This is a genomic window from Mesorhizobium sp. M0051, assembly GCF_040323235.1.
In the GTDB taxonomy this organism is placed as follows: domain Bacteria; phylum Pseudomonadota; class Alphaproteobacteria; order Rhizobiales; family Rhizobiaceae; genus Mesorhizobium.
Genome location: NZ_JAMYUT010000003.1, coordinates 329,129 through 346,454, shown reverse-complemented (window position 1 = coordinate 346,454; position 17,326 = coordinate 329,129). Strand labels below are relative to the sequence as shown.

Below are 17,326 nucleotides of genomic sequence, written 5' to 3'. Positions count from 1 at the left end.
CGCCATACTTCGCCGCCTCACTCTCAATGTTCTCAGAGCCGATCTTGAAAACATCCCGCTCAGCCACAAACGACTCAAGGCACGATGGGCCGATCAAAACCTGCTTAGCCTCTTTACTCATATGCGATAGCCCTGCCACAAGGGGGAGGGTGAAGAAAGACTACCCCTTCGACGGCGTGAACCTTGCCACCAGCGTGTGGCTCTCCGCCGCATAGGTGAAGCGCACATGAGTGACCGGATGTTCGGCGCTCCATGTCCGCCGTTCGACCACCAGGCACGGCGCGCCGGCTGCGATATCGAGCGCGGCCGCGATATGCCTGTCGGCGGCGACAGCGCGAATCCGGTGCTCGGCTTCGCTCCACGGCACACGGCCGATCAGCCATGGCCCTGGCGCGATGGCGAGAAATTCCTCGTCGGCTGCTTCAGGCACGGCGGCAAGGTTGATCACCCGCTGTTCATGCGCGAATGGCCGCTCGCCGGCGAAATGCCGACACTCCAACGCCAGCACCGGCCCGGCCACGCCCAGCTCCAGCAGTGCGCGATCCTCGGCGCTGCTGAGCCTCTTTTGTCGCGCCGCGCGCTCGTAGCGATAGGCTAGGCCGAGCGCTTCGACCTCGATCCGGATGTCGTGGATTTCCAGCACCGCCGCCTGCGACTGCGGCCGGCGGACGAAACTGCCCGAACGACGCCGGCGCTCGATCAGTCCGGCCTTGGCAAGCTGCGACAGCGCCTTGTTCACCGTCATGCGCGAGCAATTGTATTGCGTGCTCAGTTCGTGTTCGAACGGAATGCGGTGACCAGGCGCCCAGGCGCCGGACATGATGCGTTCGCTGATGTCGGACAGGATGCGCTGGTGCAGCGAGCCGCCTTCCGTCCCTATTGTCCCGGTCATGCTCATGCCGAAAGCGCCGTCATCACGCCGCGAAACCGGTCAGCGATGGCCTCGCGTCTGGCATGCCTGCCGCCGCTGACCTGTTTTTGGCCATGCACCCAAACGCAGTCGACCTTGCTGCCATTGGCGAAGATCCAGGCGTCGAGGATAGCGTCGCCGGTCTTGCCGGCCAGCGAAGGACTGCCGGCGTCGAGCGAGACGAGATCGGCGGATGCGCCGGCGGCGATCGCTGAGGCGCCGGCACCAAGCGCGACGCTGCCGCCGTCAAGCGCGGCGTCGAACAGCGCGCGGCCGGTCGAGCCGCCGGCGACCGCGAGCACGTTGCGGGCGCGGTGGGCGAGGCGCTGCGAATATTCGAGCTGGCGCAATTCGTCGGGCAGCCCGATCAGCACGTTGGAATCGGAGCCGACCCCGAAGCGGCCGCCATGCTCTATGAACAGCGGCGCGGCAAAAGTGCCGTCGCCGAGATTGGCCTCGGTGATCGGGCAAAGACCGGCAATCGCGCCGCTCTTGGCCATGCCGATCGTTTCCGCATCGGTCATATGCGTGGCGTGGATCAGGCACCAGCGTTGGTCGACCTCGGCATGGCCAAGCAGAAATTCGACCGGCCGCGCGCTCGACCAAGCAAGGCAATCCTCGACCTCCTTCACCTGCTCGGCGACATGGATGTGAATCGGCCCGTCCGGCGCCATGGCAGCCACCTCGGCTAATTCCTGTGGTGTCGCCGCGCGCAAACTGTGAGGGGCAACGCCGACAACGGCTTGGTTCAAAGTGCGAACGGATTCCCGGCTTTTCTCAACAAGCCGGGAGAACCGATTCACATCGTTGACGAATCGCCGCTGGCCTTGGTTCGGAGCAGTGCCGCCGAAAGACGAGTGCGCATAAAACACCGGCAGCAGCGTTAGGCCGATACCGGTTTCACCGGCCGCGGCCGCGATGCGCTCTGCCATTTCGGCGAGGTTGGTGTAGGGTTTTCCGTCACGGTCGTGATGCAGATAGTGAAATTCGCCGACGCGCGAAAAACCGGCCTCCAACATCTCGACATAGAGTTGTGCTGCAACAGCCTCGACCTGATCGGGCGTCATCGACAGGGCGAAGCGGTACATCACCTCGCGCCAGCTCCAGAAACTGTCGGCGGAGGGGCCGCGAAGCTCGGCAAGGCCGGCCATGCCGCGTTGGAAGGCGTGGCTGTGCAGGTTGGGCATGCCGGGCAGCAGGATGGCGTGACGTTCGTCGCCGGCCTGCGCTGTGGCTCCAGGCTCGACGGCCGTGATGCGTCCCTTGGCGAAGCTGAGCCGGACATTGTCGTGCCAGCCATTAGGAAGGAGTGCCTGTTCCGCGAAGATATCAGTCACTTTTCTCTCCGGTTCTCTGTCTCTCGTGCGATGATGGCACTTGCGGTGCGTTTCAATATGTATATACATAATCGCCATCGATTGAAACGGAAAAGATGATGGTTGCAGAGAGCAAAAGCCGGGCAGGGGCGGTTCGCATCTGGCGCAATGCACGCTTGGCGACGTTGGTCGAAAACGAGGCCGGACTGGGCATCGTCGAACGGGGCGCGATCGCTGCACGTGACGGCCGCATAGTCTATGCCGGTCCCGAATCGGAGATCCCTGCGGCATTTGCCAAGGGTGCCGAGACGATCGATTGCGAGGGCCGCTGGATCACGCCCGGCCTGATCGACTGCCACACCCATCTGGTTCATGCCGGCAACCGCGCCAACGAGTTCGAGATGCGGCTGGCCGGTGCCACTTATGAAGAGGTCGCCAGGGCCGGCGGCGGCATCGTCTCCTCGGTCAAGTCGCTGCGCGCCGCCAGCGAGCGCGAGTTGGTCGCGCAATCGCTACCCCGCCTCGATGCGCTGATCGCCGAGGGTGTGACCACGGTTGAGATCAAATCGGGCTATGGGCTTGATCTGGAAAATGAGAAAAAATCGCTGCGTGCGGCCCGCCAGTTGGGCAATCAGCGTCCGGTGACGATCCGCACAACTTTCCTCGGCGCCCATGCCCTGCCGCCGGAAGCCGAGGGCGACAAGGACAGCTTTGTCGATCTGGTCGCCAAAGAAATTCTCCCTGCGATTGCCGCCGAGGGGCTGGCCGATGCCGTCGACGGCTTTTGCGAGGGCATTGCCTTTTCACCGGACCAGATGGCGCGCATCTTCGATGCGGCCAAGGCCGCCGGCCTGCCGGTCAAGCTCCATGCAGACCAGTTGTCCAACCTGCATGGCGCCGAACTCGCCGCCCGCTATGGCGCATTGTCGGCCGATCATCTCGAATACACCGATGAGGCGGGTGCAGAGGCGATGGCCAGGGCGGGAACCGTGGCGACGATCCTGCCCGGCGCCTACTACTTCATTCGCGAAACCAAGAAGCCGCCGATCGGCCTGTTTCGCCAGAACGGCGTCAAGATGGCTGTCGCCACCGACAACAATCCCGGCACCTCGCCGCTGACCTCGCTGCTTCTGACCATGAATATGGCGGCGACCTTGTTTGGCCTGACGGTCGACGAATGCCTTGCCGGCGTCACCCGCGAGGCCGCCCGGGCGCTTGGTGAGCTAGGTGAAACCGGCACGCTCGAAGCCGGAAAATCCGCCGATCTGGCGATCTGGAACATCGAGCGCCCCGCCGAACTCGTCTACCGCATGGGCTTCAATCCGCTGCATGCCCGCATCTGGAGAGGACAATGACCGAACTAACCCTGAAGCCCGGCAACGCGACGCTGGCCGACTGGCGCGCCATCTACCGCGGCGCCGTGCCCAAGCTGGACCATGCCTGCCGGCCGAAAATCAAGGCGAGCGCCGGGGCCGTCGCCAGGATCGTTGCCAAGGGCGAGCCGGTCTATGGCATCAACACCGGCTTCGGCAAGCTGGCCAGCGTCCGCATCCCCGCGGAGGATCTCGAGACCTTGCAGCGCAACATCGTGCTGTCGCATGCCGCCGGCGTTGGCGAGCCGATGCCATCAGCCGTTTGCCGGCTGATGATGGCGCTGAAGCTCGCCAGCCTGGCGCAAGGTGCGTCCGGCGTGCGGCCGCAGACCATCGAATTGCTCGAAGGCATGCTGGCGAACGACGTCATCCCGGTGGTGCCGGCGCAAGGGTCTGTCGGCGCTTCCGGCGACCTTGCCCCGCTGTCGCACATGACGGCGGTGATGATCGGCGTCGGCGAATGCTTCACTCCGCACGGCCGTTTCCCGGCCAAGGTGGCCTTCGTCTCGCACGGGCTGGAGCCCGTGACCTTGGGCGCCAAGGAAGGCCTGGCGCTGCTCAACGGCACGCAGTTTTCGACCGCCTATGCGCTGGCCGCCCTGTTCGAGGCCGAAGTGCTCTATCAGTCTGCACTGGTCGCTGGTGCGCTATCGACCGACGCGGCAAAAGGCTCGGACGCGCCCTTCGACCCACGCATCCATGCGCTGAGACAGCATCGCGGCCAGATCGAGACGGCGGACGCGCTGCGCAATTTGATGGCCGGCAGCGCCATCCGTGAATCGCACCGGGTTGGCGACGAGCGCGTGCAGGATCCGTATTGCTTGCGCTGCCAGCCGCAGGTCATGGGCGCGGCACTCACCGTCCTGCGCCAGGCTGCCGACACGCTGGGCACCGAAGCCAATGGCGTCACCGACAATCCGCTGATCTTCGCCGAGGACGACACCGCGCTTTCGGGCGGCAATTTCCACGCCGAGCCGGTGGCCTTCGCCGCCGACATGATCGCGCTCGCGGTCTGCGAGATCGGTTCACTGTCGGAACGCCGCATCGCCATGCTGGTCGACCCGGCATTGTCGGGAATGCCGGCCTTCCTCACGCCTAAGCCCGGCTTGAACTCCGGCTTCATGATCCCGCAGGTGACGGCGGCAGCCCTGGTTTCCGAGAACAAGCAGAAAGCCTATCCGGCCAGTGTCGATTCGATACCCACTTCGGCCAACCAGGAAGACCACGTTTCGATGGCCGCGCATGGCGCGCGCCGGCTGATCGGCATGGTCGAGAACGCCACCGCGGTCATCGGCATCGAATTGCTGGCAGCGGCACAAGGCTGCGACTTCCATGCTCCGCTGGCGTCGAGCGCGGCACTTGAAGCCGTGCGCAAGCTGGTCCGGGCCGAGGTGCCGCATCTCGACAATGACCGGCATTTCCACCCCGACATGGAAAAGGCCATCGCCATGGTGCGCAGCGGCGCGACCATCAGGGCAGCCGGCACGGTGGCGCTGCCGTCGATTTCTGGAGCGGCATGATGGCAAGCGCGCCCTGGCTCACGATAACGCGCGGCACGGCTCCGTTGCTGGTCTCGATCCCGCACACCGGCATCGACCTCGCCGGCCTCGAGAACCGGCTGGTGTCGCCCTGGGTTGGCCGTCGCGATTGTGACTGGTGGATCGACAAGCTTTACGATTTCGCCACTGACCTTGGGGCGACCGTCGTGCATACGGCGATCTCGCGCACCGTCATCGACGTTAACCGTGATCCGTCCGGCGCCTCGCTCTATCCCGGTCAGGCGACGACTGGCCTGTGCCCGACCGAGACCTTCGATGGCGATCCGCTGTATCGGGAGGGCGAAGAACCGGGGCCGTCGGAGATCGACGAGCGCCGTGAAAAATTCTTCGCGCCTTACCATGCCGCGCTGCAGGCCGAGATCGACCGGCTGCGTGGCCTGCACGAAAAGATCGTCGTCTATGACTGCCACTCGATCCGCTCGGTGCTGCCGCGCCTGTTCGACGGCATGCTGCCGGTGTTCAATCTCGGCACCAATGACGGCAAGAGCGCCGATCCGGCCCTGCAGGCGGTGATCGGCCAGATCATGGCCGAAACCGGCGAAGCCTCCGTCGTCAATGGCCGCTTCAAGGGCGGCTGGATCACACGCCATTTCGGCCAGCCACAACAGGGCGTGCATGCGCTGCAGATGGAGCTCTCCAACCGCGGCTATATGCGCGAGCCCGATGGCAAGGGTATGCCGGACAACTGGCCGGTGCCTTACGATGCCGAGTTCGCAGCACCGATCCGCGCCACGCTGCGGAAAATCCTCGAGGCCGCGACATCCTGGGCGCGCGTCTGAAATTCGATCCTTTTGGAGTGACGCCATGAACAATCCTCGCCACAACATCCGCGAAGTCCGCAGCCCGCGAGGCACGGAAATCAGTGCCCGCTCCTGGCTGACGGAAGCACCGCTGCGCATGCTGATGAACAATCTCGATCCGGACGTCGCCGAAAATCCCAACGAACTGGTCGTCTATGGCGGCATCGGCAGGGCGGCGCGCACCTGGAACGATTTTGACCGCATCGTCGCGTCGTTGAGGACGCTGGCCGATGACGAGACTTTGCTGGTCCAGTCGGGCAAGCCAGTCGGTGTGTTCCGCACCCATCCCGATGCGCCGCGCGTGCTGATCGCCAACTCCAACCTCGTGCCGCATTGGGCGACCTGGGAGAAGTTCAACGAGCTCGATAAGAAGGGCCTCATGATGTACGGCCAGATGACGGCCGGCTCGTGGATCTACATCGGCACGCAAGGCATCGTGCAGGGCACTTACGAGACCTTCGTCGAGGCCGGTCGCCAGCACTATGGCGGCAATCTGAAGGGAAAATGGATCTTGACTGGCGGGCTCGGCGGCATGGGCGGCGCCCAGCCGCTCGCCGCTGTCATGGCCGGCGCCTGCTGCCTGGCGATCGAATGCAATCCGGACTCGATCGATTTCCGCCTGCGCACCCGCTACGTCGACGAGAAGGCCGAGACACTCGATGAAGCGATGGAGATGATCGAGCGCTGGACCAAGGCCGGCGAGGCGAAGTCGGTAGGCCTACTTGGCAATACGGCCGATATCGTCCCGGAAATGTTCAGGCGTGGCATTCGCCCCGATATGGTCACCGACCAGACTTCGGCTCACGACCCCATCAATGGCTATCTGCCGAAGGGCTGGACGATGGCCGAATGGCGCGAGAAGCGCGTCAGCGATCCCAAGGCGGTCGAGAAGGCGGCCCGCGCTTCGATGCGCGAACATGTCGAGGCGATGGTGGCGTTCTGGAACGCCGGTGTACCGACGCTCGACTATGGCAACAACATTCGCCAGGTGGCCAAGGAAGAAGGCTTCGAGAACGCTTTCGCCTTCCCCGGTTTCGTGCCGGCCTATATCCGTCCGCTGTTCTGCCGCGGTATCGGTCCGTTCCGCTGGGCGGCCCTGTCGGGCGATCCGGAGGATATCTACAAGACCGACGCCAAGGTGCGCGAACTGACGCCCGGCAACACCCATCTGCACAACTGGCTCGATATGGCGCGTGAGCGCATCGCCTTTCAGGGTTTGCCGGCTCGTATCTGCTGGGTTGGTCTCGGCGACCGGCATCGGCTCGGCCTTGCTTTCAACGAGATGGTGGCCAAAGGCGAGCTGAAGGCGCCGGTCGTCATCGGCCGCGATCACCTCGATTCCGGCTCGGTCGCCTCGCCGAACCGCGAAACGGAGTCCATGAAGGACGGCTCGGATGCCGTGTCCGACTGGCCGCTGCTCAACGCATTGCTCAACACGGCGTCGGGCGCCACCTGGGTGTCGCTGCACCATGGCGGCGGCGTCGGCATGGGCTTCTCGCAGCACGCCGGCATGGTCATCGTCGCCGACGGCACGCGCGAAGCGGCCAAACGACTGGAACGGGTATTGTGGAACGACCCGGCGACCGGCGTGATGCGCCACGCCGATGCCGGCTACGACATCGCCATCGAATGCGCCAGGGAGCATCAGCTCAACCTGCCCGGCATTCTCGGCTGATTGCCTGAACCGATGCGCATTCTGCGGGCAGCCGAATACCGGTCGATGCCGTGGAAGAACGGCGGTGGCGTGACGACCGAAATCGCCGTCTCCCCCACTGGGGCCGGCCTCGACGACTTCGACTGGCGCGTCTCGATGGCGCGCGTCGAATCGAGCGGCCCGTTCTCGCAGTTTGCCGGCATCGATCGCACCCTTGCCGTGCTCGAAGGCGAGGGCATCATCCTCGAGATTGCCGGCTACCCGCCGACATCCATAAACAGGGCGACCGCTCTGTTTTCCTTCCCGGCCGACGTGCAGAGCTCGGCCACGCTGATCGGCGGGCCGATCACCGATCTCAATGTCATGACCCGCCGAAGCCGGATGAGGCATTCGGTCGAACGCCTGTCGATTTCGACACCTGCGGAAATCCGGACTGAAGCCGGTACAACCCTCATCTTGTGCTTGAACGGCGAAGTCACTGTGCCCGGCGCCGAACCGGTTCGTCTCGGAGCACTGGACACGTTGGTAGCCGGTCCGGACAACGCCAGCCTGCTTGTCCAGCCAGCCCATGCCGCAACGCTGTTCGTGATCCGGATCGGCGGCATTTCCGGCAATGGTTAACGCCTGTTTCCAAACATGATCGCGATGCCGGCGAATTATAGCGTAAGCTGAAGGCGGGCATCACGAAAAAGCCCGAATCCTATCCGTCGATCGATCCCGACGGGAAGAGGGGCGCTCGTCGTTGTTTTTCGCTGAGAGATGACGCCCTGTCGCGGTGCGGAAACAAACTTTCGGCAAATGGGGCTTATGCAACCAATTGCAATTGAATCGGTTTTAGGGCCATTGCCGTGGCGGTGACGCCGCTGACTGCCCCGCTTACGGAATTTTCAATGAATATTCAGACGACCCCTGCCCAAATCGAGAAGACAAGCGCGAGCTTCCCGGCCATCACCGAAGAGCCGATCCGCTCCAATTACCTGCCTGAAGAGCGTCTTCGGCTGCTCGGTGAAAGGCTGGCAAACGGCGACCTCACGGATTTGTTCGGCCTGACGCCGTTCGATTTTCAGGCCCGGATCCGAGACAGTGCCAAGAAGATTTTGGAAGTCTACCGGTCGACCAATGCGGCGCAGGCGAGGGGCGAGACGATCACGCCGTCGGCTCAATGGCTGCTCGACAACAATTATCTGGTCGAAGAGACCATTTTCCAGGTCAAGCGCGATCTGCCGCGCCGCTTCTATCGCCAGCTGCCGACCCTGAAACTGCCTGACAACGGCAGCGTGCCGCGCGCGCTGGCGCTGGCCTGGACCTATATGGCGCATTCGGACAGCTCCGTCTCGGCGACGATGTTCAAGTCTATCGTCCAGGGTTTTCAATCGGTCGAGCCGCTGAAGATCGGCGAACTCTGGGCGCTGCCTTCCCTGTTGCGCTTCGTCCTAATCGAGAATCTCCGCCGGTTGGCGGTCAGGGTCAACCGCACCCGTCAGATGCGCCAGATCGCCAACGATGTGGCGGACAAGGTTCTGGCGATCGACGACAGTTCCGACCGGCAGGCAATCCTGTCCAACTTCAGCGCCCATGCGCAGGACACCACCTTTGCCACCCAGCTGCTCTACCGTCTGCGCGATGGATCGCAGAACGCCGGCAAGGCCCTGGAATGGCTAGAAGGCGAACTCGAAAAGGCCGGCTCCGACGCCGAGGAAATCATCATTTCCGAACATCAGACGCTGTCCAGCGGCAATGTGACGACGGGTAACATCATCCGCGGCCTGCGCCTCATCAACGACGTCGACTGGACCGTTTGGTTCGAAGGCGTCAGCCGCATCGATACCGTGCTGCGCGAGCGCACCGATTTCGCCGCGCTCGACTTCTTCTCGCGTGACCAGTACCGGACTGCGATCGAGGAACTGGCGCGCCGCTCGGACCTCTCCGAATATCGTGTCGCCGACAAAGCCATCGAACTGGCCGGCCACGCCGCCGGCGAGACCATGTTGCGCGATGATGTCGGCGATGCCGTATCAACGCCATCCGCCCACACCGATGTGGGTTTCTTTCTCGTCGGCCCACGCCGGCTGGAGCTGGAGAAAGCGATCGGCTATCGGCCTACCGTCAGCCAGACGTTCAAACGAGCCTTCCGCAAGACCGGATGGCTTGGCATCGTCGTGCCGGTGTTTGCGCTGACGGCCCTGCTTCTGGTCCTCTCCGGCAATGCACTCGCCAATCTCGGCCTGTCGGTGCCGTCGATCGCCCTGATGCTGGTGCTGTTTGCAGTGCCGGCCAGCGAGGGCGCGCTCGCCTTCTTCAACACTGTCGTTTCGCTGTTCCTCAAACCGACGCGCCTCGTCGGCTACGATTACAGGCACGGCGTGCCGCCCGAGGCGCGCACGCTGGTGGTGGTGCCGTCGCTGATCGGTTCACGCGACGACGTCGAGGAGAATGTCCGCAACATCGAGGTGCATCATCTCGCCAACACGGCCGATGAAATCCATTTCGCGCTGCTGTCGGACTGGCCCGACAGCAAGACCGAGATCGATGCGGCGGATACTGAAATCCTCGAATTCGCCCGCGCCGAGATCGCCCGTCTCAACGACCGCTATCCCTCCGAAGGCGCGCCCCGTTTCTATATCTTGCACCGGCGCCGGCTCTTCAATGCGGCTCAAGGGTCCTGGATGGGCTGGGAGCGCAAGCGCGGCAAGCTGCACGAACTCGACCTTCTGCTGCGCGGCGACAGCGACACCACCTTCCTGCCGCTCGATGTGCCGTTACCGGAGAACGTCGTCCATGTGATGACTCTCGATGCCGACACGCGCACCACTCGAGACGCGGTCGCGACCATGGTCGGCAAGCTTTGCCACCCGCTCAACCGCCCGCATTTCGATGCCAGCAAGCGCGTCGTCACGGCTGGCTATGCGATCCTGCAGCCGCGCATCACCGCGTCGCTGACCAGCGGCGACGATGCATCGTTTTTCCAGCGGGTCTTTTCGGCCAATCGCGGCCTCGACCCCTATGTCTTTGCCGTGTCCGATCTCTATCAGGACGTCTTCGGCGACGGATCTTTCACTGGAAAGGGCCTCTATCATGTCGACGCCTTCGAGGCGGCGCTGCAGGGCCGTATCGAGGAAAACACCATCCTCAGCCACGATCTGCTGGAGGGCGCGCTGGCGCGCGCGGCGCTGGTCACCGACGTCGAACTGGTCGAAGACTATCCGACGCGCTACTCGGTCGATGCCTCGCGCCACCATCGCTGGGCACGCGGCGACTGGCAACTCCTCGGCTTCATGCTCGATCCGCGCTCCGGCGTGCCGGCCCTGTCGCGCTGGAAGATGATCGACAATCTGCGCCGCTCGTTGACACCGATCTTCTGGGTGATGGCGGCGATCGGCGGCTGGACGCTGCTGCCCTTCACGCAGGCGGCGCAATGGCAGGCTTTGCTGATCCTCAGCCTGTTCATGGCGCCGACATTCAACATCGTCAACGCCATCCTGCCCAAGAGCGGCGACCAGACGCCGCGCGGCCATTTCTCGGCGCTGGCACGCGACGTTGCCTTCGGCACCGCCATGGTGGCGCTGAAGATCGTGCTGATGGCGCACAACGCCTGGATGATGGGCGACGCCATCGTCCGCACGCTGTACCGGCTGTTCGTCAGCCGCCAGAATCTTTTGGAATGGCGCACTGCCTCGCAGGCGCATAAGAGCGGCGACAATAGTGTCGGTTCCTATTACGGTATGATGTATGGCGCCGTGATCATCGGCTTCGTCGGCCTTGCCATTCCGGTGCTGGCCGATTCCACCGGTGCCTTCGTCGCCTTCTTCTTCGCGCTGTTCTGGATTGGCTCGCCCGCCATCGCCAGTTGGATCAGCCGTTCGGCCGAAACCGAGGATCGCTTGCGCATATCGCAAGCTGACATCCATGCGTTGCGCACGGTGGCACGGCGCACATGGCACTATTTCGAAAGCTTCGTGACGTCAGAGCACCACCATCTGCCGCCCGACAATTTCCAGGAAAGCCCGGCGCCGGTCGTCGCACCACGAACCTCGCCGACCAATATCGGCGTCTATCTGCTGTCCGTCGTATCGGCCCGCGATTTCGGCTGGATCAGCCTGTCCGATGCCATCACCCGCATCGACGCTACCATGTCGACGATCGAGGGTATGCCGCGCGACCGCGGCCACCTCTTCAACTGGTACGACACGACGACACTGAAGCCGCTCTACCCGCTCTACATCTCGGCCGTCGACAGCGGCAATCTTGCCGGCCATCTGGTGGCTGTGGCGGCAGCCTGCGCCGAATGGGCGGAGGCACCCTCCGTCCATCTCCAGGGTGATTTCGAAGGCATTCTCGACACGGTCACCGTTCTCAGCGAAAGCCTTGATGAGTTGCCCGATGACCGTCGCCAGCTGCGCCCCCTGCGCCAGCGCCTCGCCGACCGTCTCGACGGCATGCGGCGCGCGGTCGACACCATCAAGGCGCAGCCGGAGATGGCGTCGATCCGCACCATCAACCTGGCTGTGCTTGCCGGCGAGATCCGCAAGCTTGCCACAGCTATCCACACCGAGGCGGCGTCCCCCCAGAGCGACGTCATCGTCGACTGGGCGGCAAGGCTGGAGGCCACCTGCGAAGCGCACGTCCATGACGCGCACAGCGACGACAATGCCGTCGAGGCATTGCGTGCCAAGCTGATCACCCTGCGCGAGCGCACGCGCCGCTTCGCCTTCGAGATGGATTTCTCCTTCCTGATGCGGCCGGAGCGCAAATTGCTGTCGATCGGCTACCGGGTCGAGGAACACCAGCTCGACGAAAGCTGCTACGATCTTCTGGCTTCCGAGGCGCGGCTGACCAGCCTGTTCGCCATCGCCAAGGGCGACCTGCCGACCGAGCACTGGTTCCGGCTTGGCCGACCGATCGTCGAGATCGGGTTCCAGGGCGCACTGATGTCGTGGTCCGGCTCGATGTTCGAATATCTGATGCCGCCACTGGTCATGAAGGAGCCGCACGGCTCGATCCTCAACCAGACCAGCAAGCTGATCATCAAGCGCCAGATCCAGTATGGCCGCCAGAAGAACGTACCGTGGGGCATTTCGGAAGCGGCCTACAATGCCCGCGACCGTGAACTGACCTACCAGTACACCAATTTCGGCGTGCCCGGCCTTGGGCTGAAGCGCGGCCTTGGCCAGAACACGGTAATCGCACCTTACGCCACCATATTGGCGGCACAGTTCAACCCGCGTGAGGCGGTGCACAATCTCGCCCGGCTCAGGGAAGTCGGCGCACTAGGCCGCCACGGCTACTATGATGCCGTCGACTTCACGCCGCAGCGCGTGCCCGAAGGCACCGACCATGTCGTCGTGCAAAACTACATGGCGCACCATTCGGGCATGTCGATCGTGGCGGTCGCCGACGCCATCTTCGAAGGTCGCATGCGCGACCGCTTCCACAGCGATCCGGTCATCGAATCGGCCGAATTGCTGCTGCAGGAGAGGGCGCCCCGCGACATTCCGACCGCGACCGTCAGGACCGAGGCCGACGAACGCTCCAAGGACGAGACCGAGATCGAGAGCCCTGACACCCGCATCGTGCTCAACCCGCTGCAATCGCTGCGCTCGACCAGCGTCATGTCGAACGGTCGTTATTCGGTGATGGTCACGGCGACCGGCTCGGGCTACAGCCGCTGGGGCGATCTCGCCGTCACCCGCTGGCAGCCGGACCCGACCGAGGACCGGCTTGGCTCCTACATCTTCCTGCGAGACGCCGATACCGGCGACTGGTGGTCGGCGACGTCGGAGCCGAAGCGTGCGGTCGAGGAAACGGCGCAGACCTTGTTCTCCGACGACAAGGCGAGCTTCGTCAAATCGGTGGGGACGTTGCGCTCCGAGGTCGAATGCATCGTCGTTTCGGAAGGCAACGGCGAGGGGCGTCGGGTTACGCTCTACAATGATGGCCCATCCGACCGTCACATTGAAGTGACCTCTTTTGCCGAACTGGTGCTCGGTCTGGAAGCGTCCGACAACGCGCATCCGGCCTTCTCGAAGATGTTCGTGGAAACCGAAATCTCTGCGAATAACGCGGCGATCTTCGCCACACGGCGCAAGCGCGAGACCAGCGAGCCCGATATCGCCATGGTGCATTTCGTCACCGATCCGTCAGGGTCGGCGCGCGATGCCGAGGCCGAGACCGACAGGCGCGCCTTCATCGGCCGTGGCCGTACCATTGTCGACGCAGCCGCGTTCGATCCGGGCGCCAGGCTCGGCGGCCATTCAGGCTTCACGCTCGATCCCGTCGCCTCGCTGCGCCGGCAAGTGCGGGTGCCGGCCAACAAGAAGATATCGTTGACTTTCTGGACCGTGGTCGGCGCCGGCCGTGCCGAACTGGACGAGGCTATCGCCCGGCTCGATCATCCCGAGAGTTTTGCCCGCCAGGCCATGCTCGCCTGGACGCGCAGCCAGGTCCAGACGCGTCATATGGGCCTCAGCCTGACCGATGCCGCCAATGTGCAGAAGCTGGCGCGCTACCTGATCTATCCGGATCCGTTCCTGCGTCTCCCCGCCGAGTCCATTTCCACGGGGCTGGGCAAGCAGTCGAGCCTGTGGCCGACCAGCATTTCCGGCGATTTCCCGATCTTCCTGGTCAGGATCGGTGACGTGGCCGATCTGGAAATCGTCGCCCAGGCGTTGCGTTTCCAGGAATATATGCGCAGCCGTGGCATGATGATCGACTTCGTCGTCGTCAACGAGCAGGCGTCCTCCTATGTCCAGGACCTGCAACGGGCGGTCGAGACGCTATGCGAAAACAGCCGTTTGCGCGGCAAGGAGCTCGGACCTCGCCAGCACATTTTCGCGGTGCGCCGCGATCTTATGGACGACACGACCTACAAGACGCTGCTCGCCGTGGCCCGCGTCGTCCTGCACACGCGCAACGGCACCATCTTCGACCAGATTGAGCGGGCTGAAGCAGCCGCCTTGCAGGCGCGTGACGCCCTGCTGCCGACAGCATTTCCGGTTCCGCGTGACCTGCCGTCGCCGACGCCCACGACGCATGCATTCGCCTCGCAGGCGGTGGCCAATGTCAGCGCCGATGGAAGTGGGCTCAGCCAGTGGAACGGGTTTGGCGGTTTCGATGGCGACGGGCGGCACTATGTCGTGCGCCTGGCCGGCCGGCGAACGACGCCGCAGCCGTGGATCAACGTCGTCTCCAACGCCTCGTTCGGCTTCCATACCTCGGCCGAGGGTGCTGCATTCACCTGGAGCCGAAACAGCCGCGACTACCAGTTGACGCCATGGTCGAATGATCCGGTTTCGAACCGGCCGGGCGAGGGCCTCTACATCTACGATCAGGCCAGCGGCAAGGCGTTCTCGCCGCTCGCCGCCATGGTGCGCGATCCCTCGATGACGTACGAGGCCTGGCATGGCCAGGGTTTCTCGACCTTCCGTTCGAGGCGCGGGCCGTTGTCGATGGATCTTACCCATGTCGTCGATCCGGTCAATCCGGTGAAAATTTCGCGGCTGCGTATCCAGAATGCCGGTTCGGTGCCGGCACGGCTGCGCGTGTATGCCTATGCCGAATGGGTGCTCGGCGGGCATCGGTCGCGCACGGCGGCAACCATCGTTCCGGCGCGGGACGCTGCCAGCGGCGCGTTGCTGGCGCAAAATCCCTATGGTCTCGATTTCGGCGAGCGGGTGGCCTTCCTCGCCGCTGATGGCGGCGTCCATTCGGTGACATCCGACCGCTCGGAGTTCCTCGGCCGGCATGGCTCCAGCGAGCTTCCGCAGGCGGTGCTAAGCGGTGCTGGACTGTCGGACCGTGTCGAGGCCGGCGACGATCCGTGCGCGGCGATCGCCCGCGATATTGAGATTCCGGCCGGCGGCGACGTGACGCTGCTCTGGCTGCTCGGTGACGCCGAATCCGCCGAGGAGGCGAGTGCCTTGGTGCGGAAGCACCGAGCCAAGGATTTCGACCAGCGTCTGGCCGACAATGAGCGCGAGTGGCGTGGTTTCCTCGACACCATCCAGGTCGAGACGCCGGACAAGGCGCTCGACGCCATGGTCAATCACTGGCTGCCCTATCAAAGCCTGACCTGTCGCATCCGTGCCCGCTCCGCCTTCTATCAGGCCAGTGGTGCGTTCGGCTTCCGCGACCAGTTGCAGGATACGCTTGCGTTGCTGGCGCATGATCCGCAACTGGCGCGCGACCAGATACTCAACGCGGCGCGGCGGCAATTCCCCGAAGGCGACGTGCAGCACTGGTGGCTGCCGCGCACCGGTGCCGGCGTGCGCACCCTGATCTCCGACGACGTGGTCTGGCTGGCTCACGCCACGGCGCGCTACCTGTTGGTCACCGGTGATGTCACCATACTGAAGGAGCAATTGCCCTTCATCGACGGGCAGGCGCTGGGCGATGATGAGCACGATGCCTTCTTCACTCCGGAAATCTCGAAGAAGACGGCGTCGCTCTACGACCATTGCGCGCGCGCGCTCGATCTCGCCATCAAGCGCAGCAGCCCTGCGGGCCTGCCGCTGATCCTCGGCGGCGACTGGAACGACGGCATGAACCGCGTCGGCGGGCACGGCAAGGGCGAGAGCGTATGGCTCGGCTGGTTCCTGTTGAAAACTCTGGGTGACTTCGCTCCCGTTGCCAAGGTCGAGGGCGATGCCAAGCGTGCACAGGCCTGGGCGAAACATGCCGACGTGCTGAAGCGGGCGCTTGAAAGCACGGCATGGGACGGCGAGTGGTATCGGCGCGGCAGCTTCGACGATGGCAGCCCGCTGGGGTCGCGAACATCGCAGGAATGCAAGATCGACTCGATCGCCCAGTCCTGGAGCGTGCTTTCGGGAGAGGGCGATCCGGCGCGGTCGACGACGGCGATGGAGCAGGCGACCAAGCTGCTCGTCGACGACAAGCTCAAGATCGTCAAGCTGTTCACGCCGCCCTTCTCGAAGACGGATAAAGACCCAGGGTATATCAAGAGCTATCCGCCCGGTGTGCGCGAGAATGGCGGCCAGTACACCCACGCCGCCACATGGTTCGTCATCGCGCTTGCCGAGATGGGGCGGACCGACGAGGCCTATCGCTGTTTCTCGATGCTGAACCCCGTCAACCATGCGATCGACGAGGCCTCGGCCGAGCACTATCGCGTCGAACCTTATGTCGTGGCGGCCGATATCTATGCCGGGGACGGCAATGCCGGCAACAACAAGGGCGGCCGTGGCGGCTGGACCTGGTACACCGGCTCCGCCGGCTGGCTCTACAGGGCGGCGGTAGAAGGCATCCTCGGCATCGAACGGCGCGGCAAGCGTGTCCAGTTCAAGCCGAAACTACCCACTCACTGGGACGGCTATTCGGCAACCCTCAAGATGCTGGGGGCGGAACTCAAGGTTCGCGTCATCCGCGACAATAAGGCCAAGGCCGTGACGCTGGAGGTGAACGGGGCAAAGACCAAGGCTTCGGCGCTCGAACTGAGGGCTGGCGAAGTTACCGACGTCATCGTCAGGATCCCGGCCTGATGCATGTTGCCCCAAAAGCGTGCTCCCGGACCTAGCCCCGGGGGCTCGGTTTTTGGGCCATGACGAGATGCGCGGCGCCATGCCGTCCGGCGTTGCCGTCGGCCCGGCTGAAGGCGATGCCTCTGAGAAGCACATGAAATCAAAGGCTTGGGGTGCGCCGTAACGGTCGCCTCGATCGACGAGACGTAGTCCCCGTCGCTAGGCGGGGCGCAAGCGCACT

8 protein-coding genes are annotated in these 17,326 nt (G+C 64.0%); 6 read left to right on the top strand and 2 right to left on the bottom strand.

The window, feature by feature from the left end:
* Positions 1-160: 160 nt before the first annotated feature.
* Together hutC and NKJ90_RS05480 are read right to left on the bottom strand one after the other, a co-directional pair.
* Positions 161-898 carry a histidine utilization transcriptional repressor HutC gene (hutC, locus tag NKJ90_RS05485; RefSeq protein WP_023762186.1) on the bottom strand — a complete coding sequence of 246 codons (738 nt, stop codon included), beginning with the start codon at positions 896-898 and terminating at the stop codon, positions 161-163.
* Complete coding sequence (locus NKJ90_RS05480; RefSeq protein WP_352485772.1) at positions 895-2,247, bottom strand: formimidoylglutamate deiminase; 1,353 nt, start codon at positions 2,245-2,247, stop codon at positions 895-897. The genes hutC and NKJ90_RS05480 overlap by 4 nt, the downstream gene beginning before the upstream one ends.
* Before the next feature lie 98 nt (positions 2,248-2,345).
* On the opposite strand from NKJ90_RS05480, the gene hutI reads away from it, so the two are divergent.
* The 6 genes from hutI to NKJ90_RS05450 all read left to right on the top strand — a co-directional run bounded on the left by hutI (position 2,346) and on the right by NKJ90_RS05450 (position 17,106).
* A complete protein-coding gene (hutI, locus tag NKJ90_RS05475; RefSeq protein WP_352485771.1) occupies positions 2,346-3,581 on the top strand; it encodes an imidazolonepropionase in 1,236 nt (411 codons plus the stop codon).
* Positions 3,578-5,119 (top strand): histidine ammonia-lyase, encoded by a 1,542-nt coding sequence (gene hutH / locus NKJ90_RS05470; RefSeq protein ID WP_352485770.1) that lies wholly within the window; start codon positions 3,578-3,580, stop codon positions 5,117-5,119. The genes hutI and hutH overlap by 4 nt, the downstream gene beginning before the upstream one ends.
* A complete protein-coding gene (hutG, locus tag NKJ90_RS05465; protein ID WP_023762190.1) occupies positions 5,119-5,937 on the top strand; it encodes an N-formylglutamate deformylase in 819 nt (272 codons plus the stop codon). Before hutH ends, hutG begins: the two co-directional genes overlap by 1 nt.
* Before the next feature lie 25 nt (positions 5,938-5,962).
* Entirely contained in the window at positions 5,963-7,633 is a 1,671-nt protein-coding gene (gene hutU, locus NKJ90_RS05460; protein ID WP_023762191.1) for a urocanate hydratase, read from the top strand.
* Between the two features lie 12 nt (positions 7,634-7,645).
* Complete coding sequence (locus NKJ90_RS05455; protein ID WP_023762192.1) at positions 7,646-8,233, top strand: HutD/Ves family protein; 588 nt, start codon at positions 7,646-7,648, stop codon at positions 8,231-8,233.
* A 269-nt stretch (positions 8,234-8,502) separates the two neighbouring features.
* The gene (locus tag NKJ90_RS05450; protein ID WP_352485769.1) at positions 8,503-17,106 is read left to right on the top strand and encodes a glycoside hydrolase family 94 protein; all 8,604 of its coding nucleotides are present in this window, start codon (positions 8,503-8,505) and stop codon (positions 17,104-17,106) included.
* Positions 17,107-17,326 lie beyond the last annotated feature (220 nt).

Coding starts and splice junctions, on each gene's coding strand:
- NKJ90_RS05455 (WP_023762192.1), top strand. CDS start 7,646: ATGCGCATTCTGCGGGCAGCCGAATACCGGTCGATGCCGTGGAAGAAC.
- hutI (WP_352485771.1), top strand. CDS start 2,346: ATGGTTGCAGAGAGCAAAAGCCGGGCAGGGGCGGTTCGCATCTGGCGC.
- hutH (WP_352485770.1), top strand. CDS start 3,578: ATGACCGAACTAACCCTGAAGCCCGGCAACGCGACGCTGGCCGACTGG.
- NKJ90_RS05450 (WP_352485769.1), top strand. CDS start 8,503: ATGAATATTCAGACGACCCCTGCCCAAATCGAGAAGACAAGCGCGAGC.
- hutC (WP_023762186.1), bottom strand. CDS start 898: ATGAGCATGACCGGGACAATAGGGACGGAAGGCGGCTCGCTGCACCAG.
- hutU (WP_023762191.1), top strand. CDS start 5,963: ATGAACAATCCTCGCCACAACATCCGCGAAGTCCGCAGCCCGCGAGGC.
- hutG (WP_023762190.1), top strand. CDS start 5,119: ATGGCAAGCGCGCCCTGGCTCACGATAACGCGCGGCACGGCTCCGTTG.